We start from the raw sequence: 15,347 nt of genomic DNA on the forward strand, positions 1-15,347 counted from the left end.
TGCCCGGCTCGCGTCTTGAGCGCTCTCGCTGAACCCAGCGTCCGCTGGCGTTTGCCTCCTCTCCCGCTGCTTATTCACGGCCCCAAGGCCCCACGCCCCCACGCTCCATGCCCGCACTTATTGAAGACTACGCCCTCGTCGGCGATGGCCACACCGCCGCACTCATCTCCCGTGACGGCTCCGTTGACTGGCTTTGCTGGCCTCGCTTCGACTCTGGCGCGTGTTTTGCCGCGCTGCTCGGCACGGAAGCTAACGGCTGCTGGCGTATCGCCCCGATATGCGACACGCCTCCGGTCATCACGCGTCGTTATCGTGGCGAGACGCTCGTGCTCGAAACTGACTTCGATACACCCGAAGGCGCGGTCACGATCATCGACTTCATGCCGCGTGGCAACGGCTGGTCTGAACTGGTGCGGATCGTCGTCGGCCGTCGCGGCACTGTGCGCATGAAAATGGAACTGGTGCTGCGTTTCGATTACGGTTTTTCGATCCCGTGGGTCAGCAAGCTGACGCATGAAAACGGCATCAAGGCGATTGCCGGCCCCGATGCTGTCGTGCTGCGCACCCCGGTCGAGCTGCATGGCGAGAACATGCGGACGGTGGCCGAATTCACGGTGTCGGTGGACGAGCGCGTGCCGTTCTCGCTCGCCTACGCCGCATCGCATCTGCGTGTACCTCCGCCGCGCGATCCGTTTACCGCCCTCGCCCGCACCGAAAATTTCTGGCTCGAATGGTCTGCGCGCAGCACGGTAGATGGCAAATGGGCCAAACAAATCCGCCGTTCACTCATCACGCTCAAAGCGCTGGCGTATGAGCCGACCGGCGGCATCGTCGCCGCGCCCACCACCTCGCTCCCTGAACATCTCGGCGGCACACGCAATTGGGACTACCGCTACTGCTGGCTGCGTGACGCGACCATCACGCTGTTAGCGATGATGCGCGGCGGCCATTACGACGAAGCCCGCGCGTGGCGCTCGTGGCTCGCACGTGTCACGGCGGGGGCTCCTGAGCAGTTGCAGATCATGTATGGCATTGCGGGCGAGCGCCGCTTGCCAGAATTCGAAATCGAGTGGCTGCCAGGCTATGAAAATTCCAGCCCGGTGCGCATCGGCAATAACGCGGTGGGGCAGTTGCAACTCGATGTATATGGCGAAGTGATGAACGCGCTTCATCTCGCGCGCGTCGGGGGCCTGCAAGCTGATGAAACCTCATGGAATGTGCAATGCACGATTCTTCAGCATCTCGAAACAATCTGGGAGCAACCGGACGAAGGCATCTGGGAAACCCGTGGCGGACGCCAGCATTTCACGTTCTCGAAGGTGATGGCCTGGGTCGCGTTTGACCGTGCGATTCAGTCAGCCGAGCGCTTCGATTTGCCAGGGCCGGTTGAACACTGGCGCACGTTGCGTGCCCGCATCCATGCAGATGTCTGTGCCAAAAGCTGGAATCCGCAACTGAACGCTTTCGCCCAAACCTACGGCGGCAGCGATCTGGACGCTAGCGTGCTGCTGCTGCCGCTGCTGGGCTTTTTGCCGCCGACCGATCCACGAATCAAAGGCACCGTAACGGCCATTGAGCGCGACCTGACCCATGATGGTTTTGTGATGCGTTATCGCACCACTGAATTCAACGATGGCCTGCCGCCAGGCGAAGGCACGTTTCTCGCATGCAGCTTCTGGATGGTGGACAACCTGGCGCTGCAAGGCCGGGTAGAAGAAGCGCGAACGATGTACGAACGCCTGCTGGCGCTGGCCAACGACGTCGGCTTACTCGCGGAAGAATACGATCCGGCGGCTGGCCGCCTGGTCGGCAACTTTCCGCAGGCGTTTTCACATGTGGCGCTGGTGCATACCGGGCTCAACCTGATGCGGCATGAACAGGGGATCGCTCAGGCGGCAGGGCAGCCTGGGGGATGAGTGAGTTAGAACAACCAGGCGCGAGCCGCTTCCGCTAGCGGTTTAACGTGACTTGCTGCTCGCTATCAGACAGGCCAACCACGGTTGTATCGGGGCTGGCCTAGAGCGTGTTAGGCACTGTGTGCCAAACCTGGCAACCTGGGGTGATGACAAAACGCAAGCCATACCCCACGGATGTCTCGGACGAGGAATGGAGCTTTGCCGCTCCCCACCTGGTGTTGATGAGCGAAGACGCGCCGCAGCGCCGATACGAATTGCGCGAAATGTTCAACGCGCTGCGCTGGATGGCCCGCGCGGGTGCGTCGTGGCTCATGCTGCCGACTAATTTCCCGCCGTGGGAGCTGGTCTACCAGCAAATGCCACGCTAGGCTCAACGCGAGCTGCTTCGAGGCGATGGTCAACGATTTGCGCTCGGTGCTGCGCGTGGCGCAGGAGCGCCAGGGCCAGCCCAGTGCGGTGATTCTGGATGGCCGCACTTTGCAGTCCACGTGTGAGAGCGGTCCGCGCGCGGGCTATGACGGTCACAAACGCAAGCGGGGCAGCAAAGTTCATATGGCTATCGACACGCTGGGCCTGCTGCTCGCGATACACATTACGCCAGCCAGCAGGAGCGAGCGCAGGTGGGCGAGTTGGCGCATCAGCTTCAGCATGTCACTGGCCCGACGGTGAAACTCGCCTCTGCAGACCAGAGCTATACGGGTGACGCGGCTGCACAGGCCGCACGTGACGAAGGCATCGCGTTGCAGGTCATCAAGTTGCCCCAGGCGAAAAAGGGCTTCGTGCTGCTGCCACGTCGCTGGGTGGTCAAGCGCAGCTTCGGTTCGCTCAACCGCTTCCGGCGACTGACACGCAACTACGGGCGCTTGCCTGAAACCCTGGCGGGCCTGCACTTCGTCGTCTTTGCCATGCTCATGCTCGTCCAAGCTGCTTATCAAGTACCAAGTGCCTAACACGCTCTAGTTTTTATGTAGTGAGTTATTCGCTGCCAGCAGTGCTTGACTGGAATGCGATGTTAGCCCGTCGTTTTCTTTTAATTTCTTATTTTTTACCATTAATTCTTAATGAATCTTATGTCCAGAGCTTTTCCTGGAGGCAAAAGCAGGCGCATCATCTTTATGCACAAAAACACCACCCCAATAATTGACGTTAAATTATTTTTCCAATAAAGTCCGATGGCAGTTATGTTCTACAATATATTATTCAAAAAGGTAAAGTATGACTCGAGAATTGAACGCACTCGAAATATCTCGCGTTTCCGGCGCGGGGTTGACTGGCGAGCTAGTCGGAGGTGTAGGTGGTTATATAATCGGAGGCGCGTATGGGGTCGAGGCGGGTGCCCTTGCCGGAGCTGCCATTGGCTCAGTTATTCCAGGAATTGGAACTGTAGGAGGAGCAATAATCGGAGGCGCGTTAGGCATGGAATATGGCGCATTGGCCGGCAGCATAGCCGGTGCACATATAGTCGGCGGCATTCAGGATCACGGAATTTCTTTTTTGTTCCCAAATGGAATTCCTCGCGGAATTTCATTTAATGATATGTTAAAACTAAGCGACACCATCGATTCATATCGATAATTTCAACATTGAGCGGCACTCGCCGCTCAGATTAAATAGAGCGATTTTCCATGATTCCAGCAAAAAAATATGCCGAGGCTTATTTGCTCATCAACTTTCCGGTATGGTTTCTCGGATTATTTCTTTTTTTTATATACGCCAATGACTATGCCGGCGAATATGCTCTAGGTAGCTTATTGATGATAATAGGAGTAATGGCATGCACCCACTGCATAAAAAAATGCAGATACTACATTGAAAAACTAACTTTTTTCCCGCGCAGCCTTTTATTTAGCAGCAGCATATTTGCAGCATCACTCACCTTAATCGGTCTTGTTGCGAAAATTAATGGCGACTCCCCGGCAGCAGCTTTTGCACTTCCAGCCTCATTAGGAAGTGCCTGCTATCGCTATCTCTACTTACTTAAAAAAGAAAATCGGCCTCGTTAAATCAACAATTCGCACGATTTTCTGATGCGAAATTTAAAAATATTAGACATTAAAATCTCTACATATTTTTATTCTTAAATGCGCTTCAAATTAAATTCCATAGAATTATTCGTTCTCGCTTGTGACCTCTCCAGATCCTCTTTTTCGTACTGAAGCGCGGGATGCGCAATGTAACCGGTCACTCGGCACAATCGTACTGATCCGTCCGATCTCATTTGCAATCCTGACAGCCGCTGCCTCATGCATCGCGCTCATCGTCGTTTTATTCTTCGCGTTTGGTAGCTATACGCGCCGCACGACTGTCGAAGGCATCCTTGTGCCCGACTCCGGCCTCGTCAAAGTTTATGCGCGGCAACAAGGAATCGTGCTAAAGAAAAGCGTGACCGAAGGGCAATACGTCACACGCGGGCAAGTGCTTTACACTATTTCGACGGATCTGCAAAGCGCCATGGAAGGGCAAACGCAAGCCGCCATCATCATCCAGGCTCGCCAACGTAAAGCCTCGCTACAGGAAGAAATCGACAAGACACGCACACTGCAACAAAACGAACATGAAATGCTTCAAGCCAGAATTGCGAGCCTCCGCGCGGAGCTTGGACGTATCAACGAGCAGTTCATCGGCCAGCGCATCCGCACCTCAATCGCAGCGGATACAGCAACCCGCTACGAAAGCCTCCTCACCAAAAATTACGTTTCAAAAGATCAGGCGCAGCAGCGTCAAGCGGATCTACTCGACCAGCAATCAAAGCTGCATGGCCTTCAACGCGAACGCGCCCGTACCACTCAGACATTATCAGAAGCGCTCAACGAGTTCGCTGGATTGCCACTCAAGCAGCAAAATCAGCTTTCAAAAATTGCGCGCAGTGTCATCGATGTCGATGAAGCCTTGATCGAGAGCGAAGCAAAACGCGAACTGGCTGTTACCGCGCCGGAGACAGGCACGGCAACGGCAACCATGGCCGATCCCGGACAAATGATCAACGGCACACAACCGCTCGTCAGCATTGTGCCGACAGGGGCACAATGGCAGGCGCATCTGTTTGTGCCGAGCAATGCAATCGGATTCATACGCGTCGACGATTCCGTACTGATTCGTTATCAGGCATACCCTTATCAAAAATTCGGGCAATACCAAGCCACCATCCACTCAGTGACCCGTTCAGCGTTATCCGCCGCTGAATTGGCAAGCAGCGGCGGACCCGCCATCAACTCGAACACCGGCAATGGCACGTTCTATCGCATCACGGCTACGCTGAAAGATCAGACAGTCACCGTCTATGGCAAGCCGCATGCGTTGCAGGCCGGCATGATGCTACAGGCCGATATCCTGCAGGAACGCCGTCGTCTGTACGAATGGGTGCTCGAACCGCTCTATAGCCTGACCGGCAAACTCTGATCCGGCACTTAGCGGCTGTTGCGAAATTATTTAATCCAAGGCTTGAGGCGGGTCCAGCAAATCAAGGCGCAGGCTAACGAGAGGAAAACCTCGTGGATATGAGCGTAGCGTCCATAGCGAATTTTCAGTCGTCGAAATGAACGAAGCCAAGCAATCGAGCGCTCGACTGGTCAACGCGTTTTGCCGAGTCCGCTGCCGTGGGGCCAGCCCATTTTGGCGAGCACGGGTGTGATGCCACGTTCGCGCAAGCGCTGCCGATGTGGCTCGGAACTGGAGCAGCGGGTCGCCCTGAACGATTTGCGGCTTGTGCAGGGGACCGTCCCCGTTTGCGGCGGATAGGTGGAATGACATCGACGAGTGCTTCGATTTGCGTAATGTCGTGGTGGTTTGCACCGGTCAGGATGAGCGCGAGCGGGATGCCTTGGGCGTCGAGGATGAGGTGGTGCTTGCTGCCGCAGCTTGCGCCGGTCCGTGGGATTCGGTCCAGTTTTTTTCCCGCCAGCATGGCGCGAATTGATGAGCTATCGACGATGGCACGCGTCAAGTCGATTTCGCCACGGCGACGTAGTTCGGCGAGCCGCGTTTCGTGGATACGTTGCCAGACACCGGCCTTCTGTCATGCGACGAGCCGTCGCCAGCAGGCGGTGCCTGAGCCGCAACCCATTTCCTGCACCAGCAGGTTCAACGCAATGCCCGGGCGCAGCACGAACACGATGCCAGTCGGCACAGCTCGGTCTGGCGTTGGTTTGCGGCCCGCGTATTGACGATTGCGTGGTGCTCGCGCGAGCGGCAGTGGTTCGATCAGTAACCCCAATTCGTCGTCTATCAGTTCTTTCGGCATCGCTTCCTGTCAGGCAAAACTCAGGCAAAACAAAACAGAAAGTTAACACCAGGCTGGAAAAGTTAACAGACCCAAAATCTAATTTTGCAACAGCTTCTTATACATGTCAGTACTTGATCGCCTTTCATTCGGTGTCGGCAACAAACTGCCCATAATCCTGCAAACCGAAGCAGCGGAATGCGGACTCGCCTGCCTTGCAATGGTGGCCAGCTACCACGGCCATCACATTGATCTTCCGACCATGCGCAGCCAGTTCGCCGTCTCTCTCAAGGGCACAGATCTCAGCCGCATCATCGAGATTGCCCAGCAGCTTGAGCTTGGCACGCGGGCACTAAAACTTGATATGGCTGATCTCAGTCAGTTGAATCTTCCTTGCATTCTGCACTGGAATTTTAATCATTTCGTTATACTACAAAATATAAACGGTAAAACCGCGACTATTCTTGATCCAGCTCAAGGCATCCGCAAACTATCACTCGATAAAATTTCCCACTCGTTTACTGGTGTAGCGCTCGAACTATGGCCTTCGAGTAATTTCAAGCCACGCGATGCAATGCCCCCCGTCCGACTTCGAGCACTATTTGGTCGCATTTCGGGACTCAAGCGCTCATTGGGCCAAATTCTGTTGCTGTCACTTGTGCTCGAAGTCTTCACACTGGTATCGCCATTCTTCATGCAATGGGTGATAGACGAAGTCATCGTGAGCGCAGACCGTGAATTACTAACGATGCTAGCACTCGGCTTCGGTCTCCTGCTTCTTGTTCAACAATTTACTCAGGCAATTCGCAGCTGGATTCTGATGTATCTCGGCGTCACACTGAATGTGCAATGGCGCGCAAAGGTTTTCACGCATCTACTGAACCTGCCTATGCGGTACTTTGAACGACGCCATCTCGGCGACGTCGTCTCCCGATTCGGGTCAGTCGATACAATTCAGCAAACACTCACTACGTCTTTTCTGAGCGCTGTAATCGACGGCCTGATGGCGATCATCACGCTGATCATGATGTTCGTTTACAGCCACATACTAGGCCTGATAGCTCTCGGGACCATGCTGCTGTACGCTCTGCTGCGCTGGCTCTGGTATCAACCACTACGACGAGTAACCGAGGAACAAATCATTCATGCGGCAAAACAACAAAGTCATTTCCTAGAAACAATCCGTGGCGTCAAAACGATCAAACTGTTCAACCGACAAAGCGAACGCCGATCTACCTGGCTCACTTTGCTCGTCGAACAAATTAATGCCAGCCTGCACGTGCAAAAAATGCAGTTGCTGTATCAGCAGTTAAACGGCTTACTGTTTGGCATCGAAGGTCTTGTGATTATCTGGCTCGGTGCCCGCCTTGTGATGGACGGTCATTTCACCGTCGGCGTACTAATAGCGTTCAACGCATACAAAAGCCAGTTCGACAGTCGCGTCGGAAACCTCGTCGACAAATTCTTCGAAATTAAGATGTTGCAATTGCAAGGTGAGCGACTTGCCGACATCGTATTCACACCGACCGAAGCAAATTCAAGTTTACGCTGCGTTCCCGATGAAACCGAAAACTTTGACACCAGCATCAAAACGACAAATCTCAGTTTCCGTTACGCCGATGGTGAGCCTACTGTGCTCGACAACGTGTCGATCAACATCGAATCTGGCGAATCGGTCGCAATCATTGGCCCGTCCGGCTGCGGTAAAACTACGCTGGTCAACGTACTACTCGGCATTCTCGAACCAACAAGCGGCGAGATACTGATCGGAGGCATCGACCGGGACCGACTCGGCATTGACCGGATACGTTCGATGGTCGGTACCGTCCTCCAAGACGACGTACTGTTTGCAGGCTCAATCGCGGACAACATCAGCTTCTTCGACCCACAAACCAACCTGCGGCAAGTGGCGGAATGCGCACAGCTCGCAGCAGTTCATGCTGACATCATCGCCATGCCAATGGGCTACAACACGCTCGTCGGCGATATGGGAACCGTGCTATCCGGCGGCCAAAAGCAACGAATACTGCTTGCACGCGCGCTCTATAAGCGCCCTAAGATCCTCGTGCTCGACGAAGCCACAAGCCACCTTGACCTGCAGCGTGAGCAACAGGTAAACACAGCGATCAGTGCCTTGCCGATGACGCGCATCATCATCGCCCATCGTCCGGAAACCATCGCATCCGCTTCGCGCATCATCATGCTTAACCATGGAAGAGTAGTGCTCGACCAGCCAGCTAAATCGTTCATTGCATCAGCTCCTACGCCTGCGGTGGCCAAAAATCCGCTCGTAAAAGAACGGTAGCCGGCTACATGACGACCCAGTTTCCACGCCACCGCCTTGGCCCCTCCCCCGGCGTAACATCGATTGATGCCCGATACCGCTCGCCCATGCGCACCCGCAGGGAGGAGTGCCGTACTTGCAACATCCCCTATCCCGATAGCAACCCATCCAGTTGAAGCGGACGCCCCCAGATATCTGCCACCGAAGAAAGTTGGCCGTACCGCATACCCCCTACCCGCCATTTTTTGCTGCGTTGCACAAATTTCTGATGTCCGATATGATCGGGCGAGTTTTTCCGTCCCAACACGTATCGCCTTTTTATGCAACACCCTAACGGTCTGCCGCAGCCCGGCGTGTCCTGATCAAGCGAGCAGCAAAGAGCAGGAATCAGGCGCAGCCCCGCGCGAACCGCCCCACCACGGGAGCACTCATGCTTTACCAATTGCACGAATTCCAGCGCGCGCTGTTAAGCCCGCTGACCGCCTGGGCCCAGTCGGCCGCCCGCTCTTTTGCGAACCAGGCCAGCCCGCTCTCCTTCGTTCCTGGCGCAGCGCGCCTCGCAGCCGGTTATGAATTGCTCTACCGGCTCGGCAAAGACTACGAAAAGCCCGAATTCAACCTGCATCAGATCGTCAAAGACGGCCATAACATCCCGATCATCGAACAAACGATCATCGAAAAGCCGTTTTGCCGCCTGGTGCGTTTCAAGCGCTTTGCCGACGATGACGAAGCCGTCCGGCACCTTAAAGACGAGCCAATCGTGCTGGTCTGCGCGCCACTCTCGGGCCATCACGCCACCCTCCTGCGCGATACCGTGCGCACCCTGCTGCAAGACCACAAGGTCTATCTGACTGACTGGGTTGACGCCCGCATGGTGCCGCTCGAAGAAGGAGCGTTCCATCTGGACGACTACGTGGCCTATATCGAGGAATTCATCCGCCATATCGGGGCGAAAAACCTGCATGTGATTTCGGTCTGCCAGCCTACCGTGCCGGTGCTCGCAGCGATTTCGCTGATGGCCAGCCGGGGCGAAGACACGCCGCTCACGATGACCATGATGGGCGGCCCGATCGACGCGCGTAAAAGCCCCACGTCAGTCAATTCGCTGGCCACGCAGCATTCCTTCGAATGGTTCGAAAACAACGTGATCTACACGGTCCCGCAGAACTATCCCGGTTTTGGCCGCAAGGTCTATCCAGGCTTTTTGCAGCACACCGGCTTTGTCGCAATGAACCCCGAACGGCACGCCAGCTCGCATTGGGACTTCTATCAAAGCCTGCTACGCGGCGATGAAGAAGATGCGGAAGCCCATCGCCGCTTCTATGACGAATACAACGCCGTGCTAGACATGGCGGCGGAGTTTTATCTGGAAACCATTGACGTCGTATTCCAGTCGTACAGACTGGCCGAAGGCACCTGGCACGTCGCGGGTGAACATGTCCGGCCACAGGACATCGTCAATACAGCGTTGTTTACGGTAGAAGGCGAACTCGACGATATCTCTGGTAGTGGCCAGACCCGTGCCGCACACGAGTTGTGCAGCAGCATCGCCAGCCACGACAAGCGGCATCTGACTGCTGAGAAATGCGGCCACTACGGCATTTTCTCGGGCCGCCGCTGGCGCACGGTGATTTACCCGCAACTGCGTGATTTCATTCTTGAACACCACACGGCGAAAACCGCAGCACTGACCAGTAAAACGGGTAAAAGCACCAAAACCCGGGGCGAACGGGCCAGCGCCTGAAATATCTGAACACCCTGGATGCAAAAAACCCGGCGGCGTTTTTTACAAAACGCCGCCAATTTATTTCACATTAATTACACCGGTTGAAAACCGTGGCATTCAACCTTGGCGTTAGCGCCGCATCAAATACGCCAGCAGTAACTCGGTATTCATTTGCACGATTTCACTGCGTTCGGCCACCGCACTAAAATCGCGGCCTAGAGTCACAGCAAGCGTGTAGCGATTAGAAACGATGTAATAGCCCAACCCCGAAAGCGTGACATAAAAACGTAACGGATCAATATGCGCGCGAAATAACCCAGCTTTTTGTCCCCGCTCCAGAATGCCAGCCAGCGTGGCGACAATTGGCGAAACCATCTCTGGAACCCGCGTGGCTTTTTGCAAATAACGCGCCTCATGCAGGTTTTCGTTATTGAGCAGCCGTAGCAGCTCAGGGTGATCGCGGTAAAAATCCCAGACAAAATGCGCGAGCCGCGTAACGGCTTCGACGGGTGCCACGCCATCCAGATTCAAAGTACGTTCAGCTTCGTTCAGCACACCAAAGGCATGCTCCAGCACTGCGGTAAATAACTGCTCCTTACTGCCGAAGTAGTAATACAGCATGCGTTCGTTGGTTTCAGCGCGGCGGGCAATCTGGTCGACGCGTGCGCCGGACAAACCACCACTGGCAAATTCTTCCGCCGCAGCCAGCAAGATACGGCGGCGGGTGCCTTCAGGATCTCTTTTGATTTTTGGTTGATTCATGGTGGCGTTGTGCTTTGTGAGCCGCGTTACCTGATCACGCCACCGGCCTCTTGCGGGCCTTGCACCGACGGCGCTGAACGGGCTGGTTAAAGGGAATACCCTTTTACGGTCTTGCGGATAAAGCGCATTGATTATGCGCATAGGCTTTAACAATAGCAATCGGGAAAATCGGCGATAATGCGCGCTTGTGCAAAGCCTTGCCCCACAAGCTATTCCGGGCTGCTGAGCACAATCGCCAGGCAAGCCGCGCAGCACCCGCCTCACCCCGTCCCCCATGCCGTGACCGTGACTGATTCCAAAAAACTTGCCGATCTCATCGAAGATCTGCTGCCCCAGACGCAATGCACCAAGTGTGGCTATGACGCTTGCCGCCCCTATGCAGAAGCCATTGCACAAGACACGGCAAACTACAACCAGTGCCCCCCCGGTGGCGCGCAAGGTGTCGAGCGCCTAGCCCGCCTGCTGAACCGGCCCGTGATCCCGCTTAATCCAGAAAACGGGGTTGAGCGGCCAAGGCCAGTGGCTGTCATTGATGAAACGCTGTGCATCGGCTGCACGCTCTGTATCCAGGCGTGCCCGGTTGATGCGATTGTCGGCGCACCCAAACAGATGCACACCGTGGTCAAGGAACTCTGCACGGGCTGCGATCTGTGCGTTGCGCCTTGCCCGGTGGACTGTATTGCGATGGTCGCGGTAACAGGAGCCGCCACTGGCTGGGATGCCTGGAGCCAGCAACAGGCCGACGCCGCACGCCTGCGCCACGACCAGCACCTGGCGCGGCTCGCCCGTGAGAGCGAAGCCGCCGAAGCCCGCGCCGCCGCCCGTCGCGCCAGCACATCGGCTGCATCACCTGCCGCGTCAAACCCCGACGCCTCCGCCAGCGCCACCACGCCTGACAACACGGCAGAAGAAAAAAAACGCGCGATGATTCAGGCCGCACTTGAACGCGCCCGCCAGAAGAAAGAAGCCATGGCGGCCAAGGGCTTAGGCCCGCAAAATACGGCCAGCATTAGCGCTGAAGTGCAAGCGCAGATTGATGCTGCTGAAGCACGCCGCCAGCGCCTTGGCCTCAACGACGGCACCCTTGGTACACCCGCCGACACCCCCGCCGATCCAGAAGATCCTGTTTCTGATCCAACCAAACGCTAACCTCAGCCGCATGAACGCGAACAAACGCTGCGCCATCTTCGAGACACTCCAGAGCCTCAACCCGCACCCCACCACCGAACTCGAGTACAGCAGCCCGTTCGAGCTGCTTATCGCTGTGATGCTGTCCGCCCAGGCCACCGACGTCTCGGTCAACAAAGCCATGCGGCGGATGTTTCCAGTCGCCAATACCCCGCAGCAGGTGCTGGCCCTGGGCGAAGCAGGCGTCATCGACTACATCAAGACCATCGGTCTTTTTCGCACCAAGGCGAAGAATGTGATTGCCACCTGCCGCATATTGCTCGATCAATACGGCGGTGAAGTGCCTGACCAGCGAGAAGCGCTGGAAAGCCTTCCCGGCGTGGGGCGCAAAACCGCGAGCGTGATCCTGAACACGGCCTTTGGTCAGCCGACGATTGCCGTCGATACGCATATTTTCCGCGTGTCTAACCGAACCGGGCTCGCACCAGGCAAGGACGTGCGAGCAGTCGAAATAGCGCTGGAAAAATTCACCCCTGATGCCTTCCGGCAAGACGCGCATCATTGGCTGATCCTGCTTGGCCGCTATGTCTGCAAGGCACGCAAGCCTGAATGCTGGCATTGCGCGATTGAGCCGCTATGCGAGTTCAAACCCAAAACACCGCCGCCGATGCTGTAAATACGCGTCACCCAGATGCACCGGCACCCGGCGTAAAATGCGGCTCCTGGCCCCTCCCCCTCATGCCGGCCTGATGACACCCGCCTCTCTTCTCCCCCGCACTCACGATGTTCAATCCCAGCCGCGATGAAGTTCGACATTTTTTTATTGAAACCTGGCGCAAGCAACGCGCGGGCAGCATCTTGACGCCGCTGGAAGCCATCGCCGCCGACTGGATCACTTCGCATCCGGAATATCACGCTAGCCTGGCCCCGGCTGACCCGGCCGTGATCGAAGACTATTCGCCCGAACGCGGCCAGACCAACCCGTTTTTGCATCTGTCGATGCATCTGGCCATCAGCGAGCAGTTGTCGATTGACCAGCCCCCCGGCATTCGCGCCGCTCATGAGCGGCTTGCCGCCCGCCTTGGTTCGTCGCACGACGCCCAGCACGCAATCATGGAATGCCTCGGTGAAACCCTGTGGGAAGCGCAGCGCACCGGTATGCCGCCGGATACCGATGCCTATCTGCAACGCATCGAACAACGCGCCTCACGCAACTAGCAACGCCAGCCTGGCCACACCAGAACCGGACGGCCAAAAGCACAACACCCCGCATCAGCGGGGTGTTGTGCTTAAACCAGCCAGACGGCAGAGCGTTTACTTCTTCAGTACCAGATCGCCCTTGAGCGATTCGATATAAGCCGCCAGATCTTTCATATCGCTTTGCGACAGGCTTTGCACCTGTGCTTGCATGATCGCGTTATTGCGGCCCAGATGCGGATTGCCCGTGCCCATCTGGTACTGGCGTAACGCCCAGTATGTGTAATCAGCATGCTGACCGGCCAGCTTCGGGTATTCCGGGCTGATCGGCGTATTCAGTTTGACGCCGTGACACGCCGCGCAATTGTGGCTGTCGGACAGCACCTTGCCATTACCGGCATCTGCCGCGTGTGCTGCATTCGACACGGCAGTAAGGCTTGTCAGCGCGAATGCCGCGCACATCGTCCTGAACACCGTGAGGCGTAGTTGCTGGAACTTCTTCATGAATTCTCCTGTCCCGCTAAATGAAATAGCCTGGTGACGCTAACGTTCACCTTTCGGGATTGCTCTTTGACGAGGGTGTTTGCTGCGCGTAGTACGCAGCCACGTCGGCGATATCCTGATCGGTCAGCGACGCCGCAATGGCGCGCATTGAATCAAAATGACGATCGCCTTTTTTATAGGCACGCAGCGCGTTCACGAGATACGCCTGGTTCTGGCCACCGAGCAGTGGTACCCGGTAAACCTCTGGATAGGCCGCGCGGTAACCCGCGATGCCGTGGCAGCCAATACACATTGCGACCTTGCCCTGGCCCGCTTGCGCGTTGCCCACGACATCCGCTGCCTGCGCACTGGCCGCAACACCCGCAAGCGCAAAAAGCGCCGCGATCACGGCATGTTTGCCGACGAATTTGTTCATAACTGGTAACCTGGCTTGAGGGGAAACGGACGCCCAAAATGGCAACGGCCTGCACCGTTATTTTTATTGGATCGCCACGCAGGCCAAAAAAACGGCCCAATTGTACCGCGACGTGAAGCTGGGCGTCCACCGCGCCACAAGACGCTGTGATGTCCTGACTTCATCTGGCGGGCAACGCCCGTAATACATACGGTGGCAGCGGCCAATCCCAGGGATGCCACAGCATCTTGCCTGGCTTGCCCGCTTGCCCAGACGCGGCTCACACCATACGCGAGCCCGGGCCAATGGAATAGAGCTTCTGACTTATACTGAAATTTTTTCCGAAGAGTGGTTCGCTATGCGTTTCGAAGGCTCATCGCAGTACGTCGCCACTGACGATCTCAAGCTCGCGGTCAATGCGGCCATCACGCTCAAACGGCCACTGCTCATCAAAGGCGAACCTGGCACAGGCAAGACCATGCTGGCCGAAGAAGTCGCCGCCGCACTCCAGATGCCACTGCTGCAGTGGCACATCAAATCCACCACCAAAGCTCAACAAGGCCTGTACGAATACGATGCGGTGTCGCGCCTGCGCGATTCCCAACTGGGCGACGAACGCGTCCGCGAAATTCGCAACTACATCGTTAAGGGCGTGCTGTGGCAGGCCTTTGAAGCCGATCAACCGGTTGTGCTGCTGATCGACGAAATCGACAAGGCCGATATCGAGTTCCCGAATGATTTGCTGCGTGAACTGGACCGCATGGAGTTCTACGTCTATGAGACGCGTGAGTTGATCCGCGCAAGACAGCGTCCGCTCGTCATCATCACGTCGAACAACGAAAAAGAGCTGCCCGATGCTTTTTTGCGCCGCTGTTTCTTTCACTACATCAAGTTTCCCGAGCCCGCGACAATGCAGCAAATCGTCGAAGTGCATTACCCCGGCATCAAGCAGGAATTGCTGCGCGCGGCGCTGCAAAGCTTCTTCGAATTGCGTGAGGTGTCCGGGCTGAAAAAAAAGCCCTCCACCTCCGAATTGCTCGACTGGCTCAAACTGCTGCTGGCTGAAGACATTCCGCCCGAAGCGCTACGCTCAAGCGATCAACGCCAGATCATGCCGCCACTGCATGGCGCATTGCTGAAAAACGAGCAGGACATCAGCCTGTTCGAGCGCCTCATGCTCATGAATCGCAACCATCGCTAGAGCCATACGCGCTCTG

At 56.3% G+C, this 15,347-nt stretch carries 13 protein-coding genes and 3 pseudogenes; 12 read left to right on the top strand and 4 right to left on the bottom strand.

The window, feature by feature from the left end:
• Positions 1–107: 107 nt before the first annotated feature.
• From GH656_RS16810 to GH656_RS16830, 6 genes and pseudogenes are all read left to right on the top strand, one after another.
• On the top strand, positions 108–1,916 hold the full coding sequence (locus GH656_RS16810; RefSeq protein ID WP_153077172.1) for a glycoside hydrolase family 15 protein: 1,809 nt from the start codon (positions 108–110) through the stop codon (positions 1,914–1,916).
• A gap of 146 nt (positions 1,917–2,062) precedes the next feature.
• Positions 2,063–2,284, top strand: coding sequence for a transposase (locus tag GH656_RS18250; RefSeq protein WP_343039020.1), 222 nt, complete (start codon positions 2,063–2,065; stop codon positions 2,282–2,284).
• 25 nt (positions 2,285–2,309) lie between these two features.
• Positions 2,310–2,866: pseudogene (locus GH656_RS16815) on the top strand (transposase).
• A 265-nt stretch (positions 2,867–3,131) separates the two neighbouring features.
• Positions 3,132–3,491: a hypothetical protein gene (locus GH656_RS16820; RefSeq protein ID WP_153077173.1), complete on the top strand. Its 360-nt coding sequence runs from the start codon at positions 3,132–3,134 to the stop codon at positions 3,489–3,491.
• A gap of 50 nt (positions 3,492–3,541) precedes the next feature.
• Positions 3,542–3,919 (top strand): hypothetical protein, encoded by a 378-nt coding sequence (locus tag GH656_RS16825; RefSeq protein WP_153077174.1) that lies wholly within the window; start codon positions 3,542–3,544, stop codon positions 3,917–3,919.
• Positions 3,920–4,040: 121 nt separating this feature from the next.
• Entirely contained in the window at positions 4,041–5,315 is a 1,275-nt protein-coding gene (locus GH656_RS16830) for an HlyD family secretion protein (RefSeq protein ID WP_153077175.1), read from the top strand.
• Between the two features lie 26 nt (positions 5,316–5,341).
• Here GH656_RS16830 and GH656_RS16835 read toward each other — a convergent pair.
• A pseudogene (locus GH656_RS16835) lies at positions 5,342–6,156 on the bottom strand (IS5 family transposase).
• A gap of 103 nt (positions 6,157–6,259) precedes the next feature.
• On the opposite strand from GH656_RS16835, the gene GH656_RS16840 reads away from it, so the two are divergent.
• Positions 6,260–8,440, top strand: a complete 2,181-nt coding sequence (locus GH656_RS16840; RefSeq protein ID WP_153077176.1) for a peptidase domain-containing ABC transporter — start codon at positions 6,260–6,262, stop codon at positions 8,438–8,440.
• 409 nt (positions 8,441–8,849) lie between these two features.
• A pseudogene (locus GH656_RS16845) lies at positions 8,850–10,085 on the top strand (polyhydroxyalkanoate depolymerase); the annotation flags it as partial.
• Between the two features lie 189 nt (positions 10,086–10,274).
• On the opposite strand, the gene GH656_RS16850 reads toward GH656_RS16845, so the two are convergent.
• Entirely contained in the window at positions 10,275–10,907 is a 633-nt protein-coding gene (locus GH656_RS16850; RefSeq protein WP_153077178.1) for a TetR/AcrR family transcriptional regulator, read from the bottom strand.
• Between the two features lie 285 nt (positions 10,908–11,192).
• On the opposite strand from GH656_RS16850, the gene rsxB reads away from it, so the two are divergent.
• The 3 genes from rsxB (at position 11,193) to GH656_RS16865 (ending at position 13,253) form a co-directional block, all read left to right on the top strand.
• A complete protein-coding gene (gene rsxB, locus GH656_RS16855) occupies positions 11,193–12,056 on the top strand; it encodes an electron transport complex subunit RsxB (RefSeq protein ID WP_174769816.1) in 864 nt (287 codons plus the stop codon).
• Positions 12,057–12,066: 10 nt separating this feature from the next.
• Complete coding sequence (nth, locus tag GH656_RS16860) at positions 12,067–12,711, top strand: endonuclease III (RefSeq protein WP_153077180.1); 645 nt, start codon at positions 12,067–12,069, stop codon at positions 12,709–12,711.
• A gap of 107 nt (positions 12,712–12,818) precedes the next feature.
• Entirely contained in the window at positions 12,819–13,253 is a 435-nt protein-coding gene (locus GH656_RS16865) for a DUF1841 family protein (protein WP_153077181.1), read from the top strand.
• 96 nt (positions 13,254–13,349) lie between these two features.
• Here the strand turns inward: GH656_RS16865 and GH656_RS16870 are convergent, their stop codons facing one another.
• Complete coding sequence (locus GH656_RS16870) at positions 13,350–13,736, bottom strand: c-type cytochrome (RefSeq protein WP_153077182.1); 387 nt, start codon at positions 13,734–13,736, stop codon at positions 13,350–13,352.
• 46 nt (positions 13,737–13,782) lie between these two features.
• The gene (locus tag GH656_RS16875; protein WP_153077183.1) at positions 13,783–14,151 is read right to left on the bottom strand and encodes a c-type cytochrome; all 369 of its coding nucleotides are present in this window, start codon (positions 14,149–14,151) and stop codon (positions 13,783–13,785) included.
• A 337-nt stretch (positions 14,152–14,488) separates the two neighbouring features.
• Between GH656_RS16875 and GH656_RS16880 the strand changes: the two genes are divergently transcribed.
• Positions 14,489–15,331, top strand: coding sequence for an AAA family ATPase (locus tag GH656_RS16880; RefSeq protein ID WP_153077184.1), 843 nt, complete (start codon positions 14,489–14,491; stop codon positions 15,329–15,331).
• Positions 15,332–15,347: the final 16 nt, after the last annotated feature.

Origin of the sequence: Paraburkholderia bonniea (genome assembly GCF_009455625.1) — a bacterium.
Lineage (GTDB): Bacteria > Pseudomonadota > Gammaproteobacteria > Burkholderiales > Burkholderiaceae > Paraburkholderia > Paraburkholderia bonniea.

What these genes read in the sequence shown, in the direction of transcription:
- GH656_RS16810 (WP_153077172.1), top strand. Translation starts at nt 108, where the DNA reads ATGCCCGCACTTATTGAAGACTACGCCCTCGTCGGCGATGGCCACACC.
- GH656_RS18250 (WP_343039020.1), top strand. Translation starts at nt 2,063, where the DNA reads ATGACAAAACGCAAGCCATACCCCACGGATGTCTCGGACGAGGAATGG.
- GH656_RS16820 (WP_153077173.1), top strand. Translation starts at nt 3,132, where the DNA reads ATGACTCGAGAATTGAACGCACTCGAAATATCTCGCGTTTCCGGCGCG.
- GH656_RS16825 (WP_153077174.1), top strand. Translation starts at nt 3,542, where the DNA reads ATGATTCCAGCAAAAAAATATGCCGAGGCTTATTTGCTCATCAACTTT.
- GH656_RS16840 (WP_153077176.1), top strand. Translation starts at nt 6,260, where the DNA reads ATGTCAGTACTTGATCGCCTTTCATTCGGTGTCGGCAACAAACTGCCC.
- GH656_RS16850 (WP_153077178.1), bottom strand. Translation starts at nt 10,907, where the DNA reads ATGAATCAACCAAAAATCAAAAGAGATCCTGAAGGCACCCGCCGCCGT.
- nth (WP_153077180.1), top strand. Translation starts at nt 12,067, where the DNA reads ATGAACGCGAACAAACGCTGCGCCATCTTCGAGACACTCCAGAGCCTC.
- GH656_RS16865 (WP_153077181.1), top strand. Translation starts at nt 12,819, where the DNA reads ATGTTCAATCCCAGCCGCGATGAAGTTCGACATTTTTTTATTGAAACC.
- GH656_RS16870 (WP_153077182.1), bottom strand. Translation starts at nt 13,736, where the DNA reads ATGAAGAAGTTCCAGCAACTACGCCTCACGGTGTTCAGGACGATGTGC.
- GH656_RS16875 (WP_153077183.1), bottom strand. Translation starts at nt 14,151, where the DNA reads ATGAACAAATTCGTCGGCAAACATGCCGTGATCGCGGCGCTTTTTGCG.
- GH656_RS16880 (WP_153077184.1), top strand. Translation starts at nt 14,489, where the DNA reads ATGCGTTTCGAAGGCTCATCGCAGTACGTCGCCACTGACGATCTCAAG.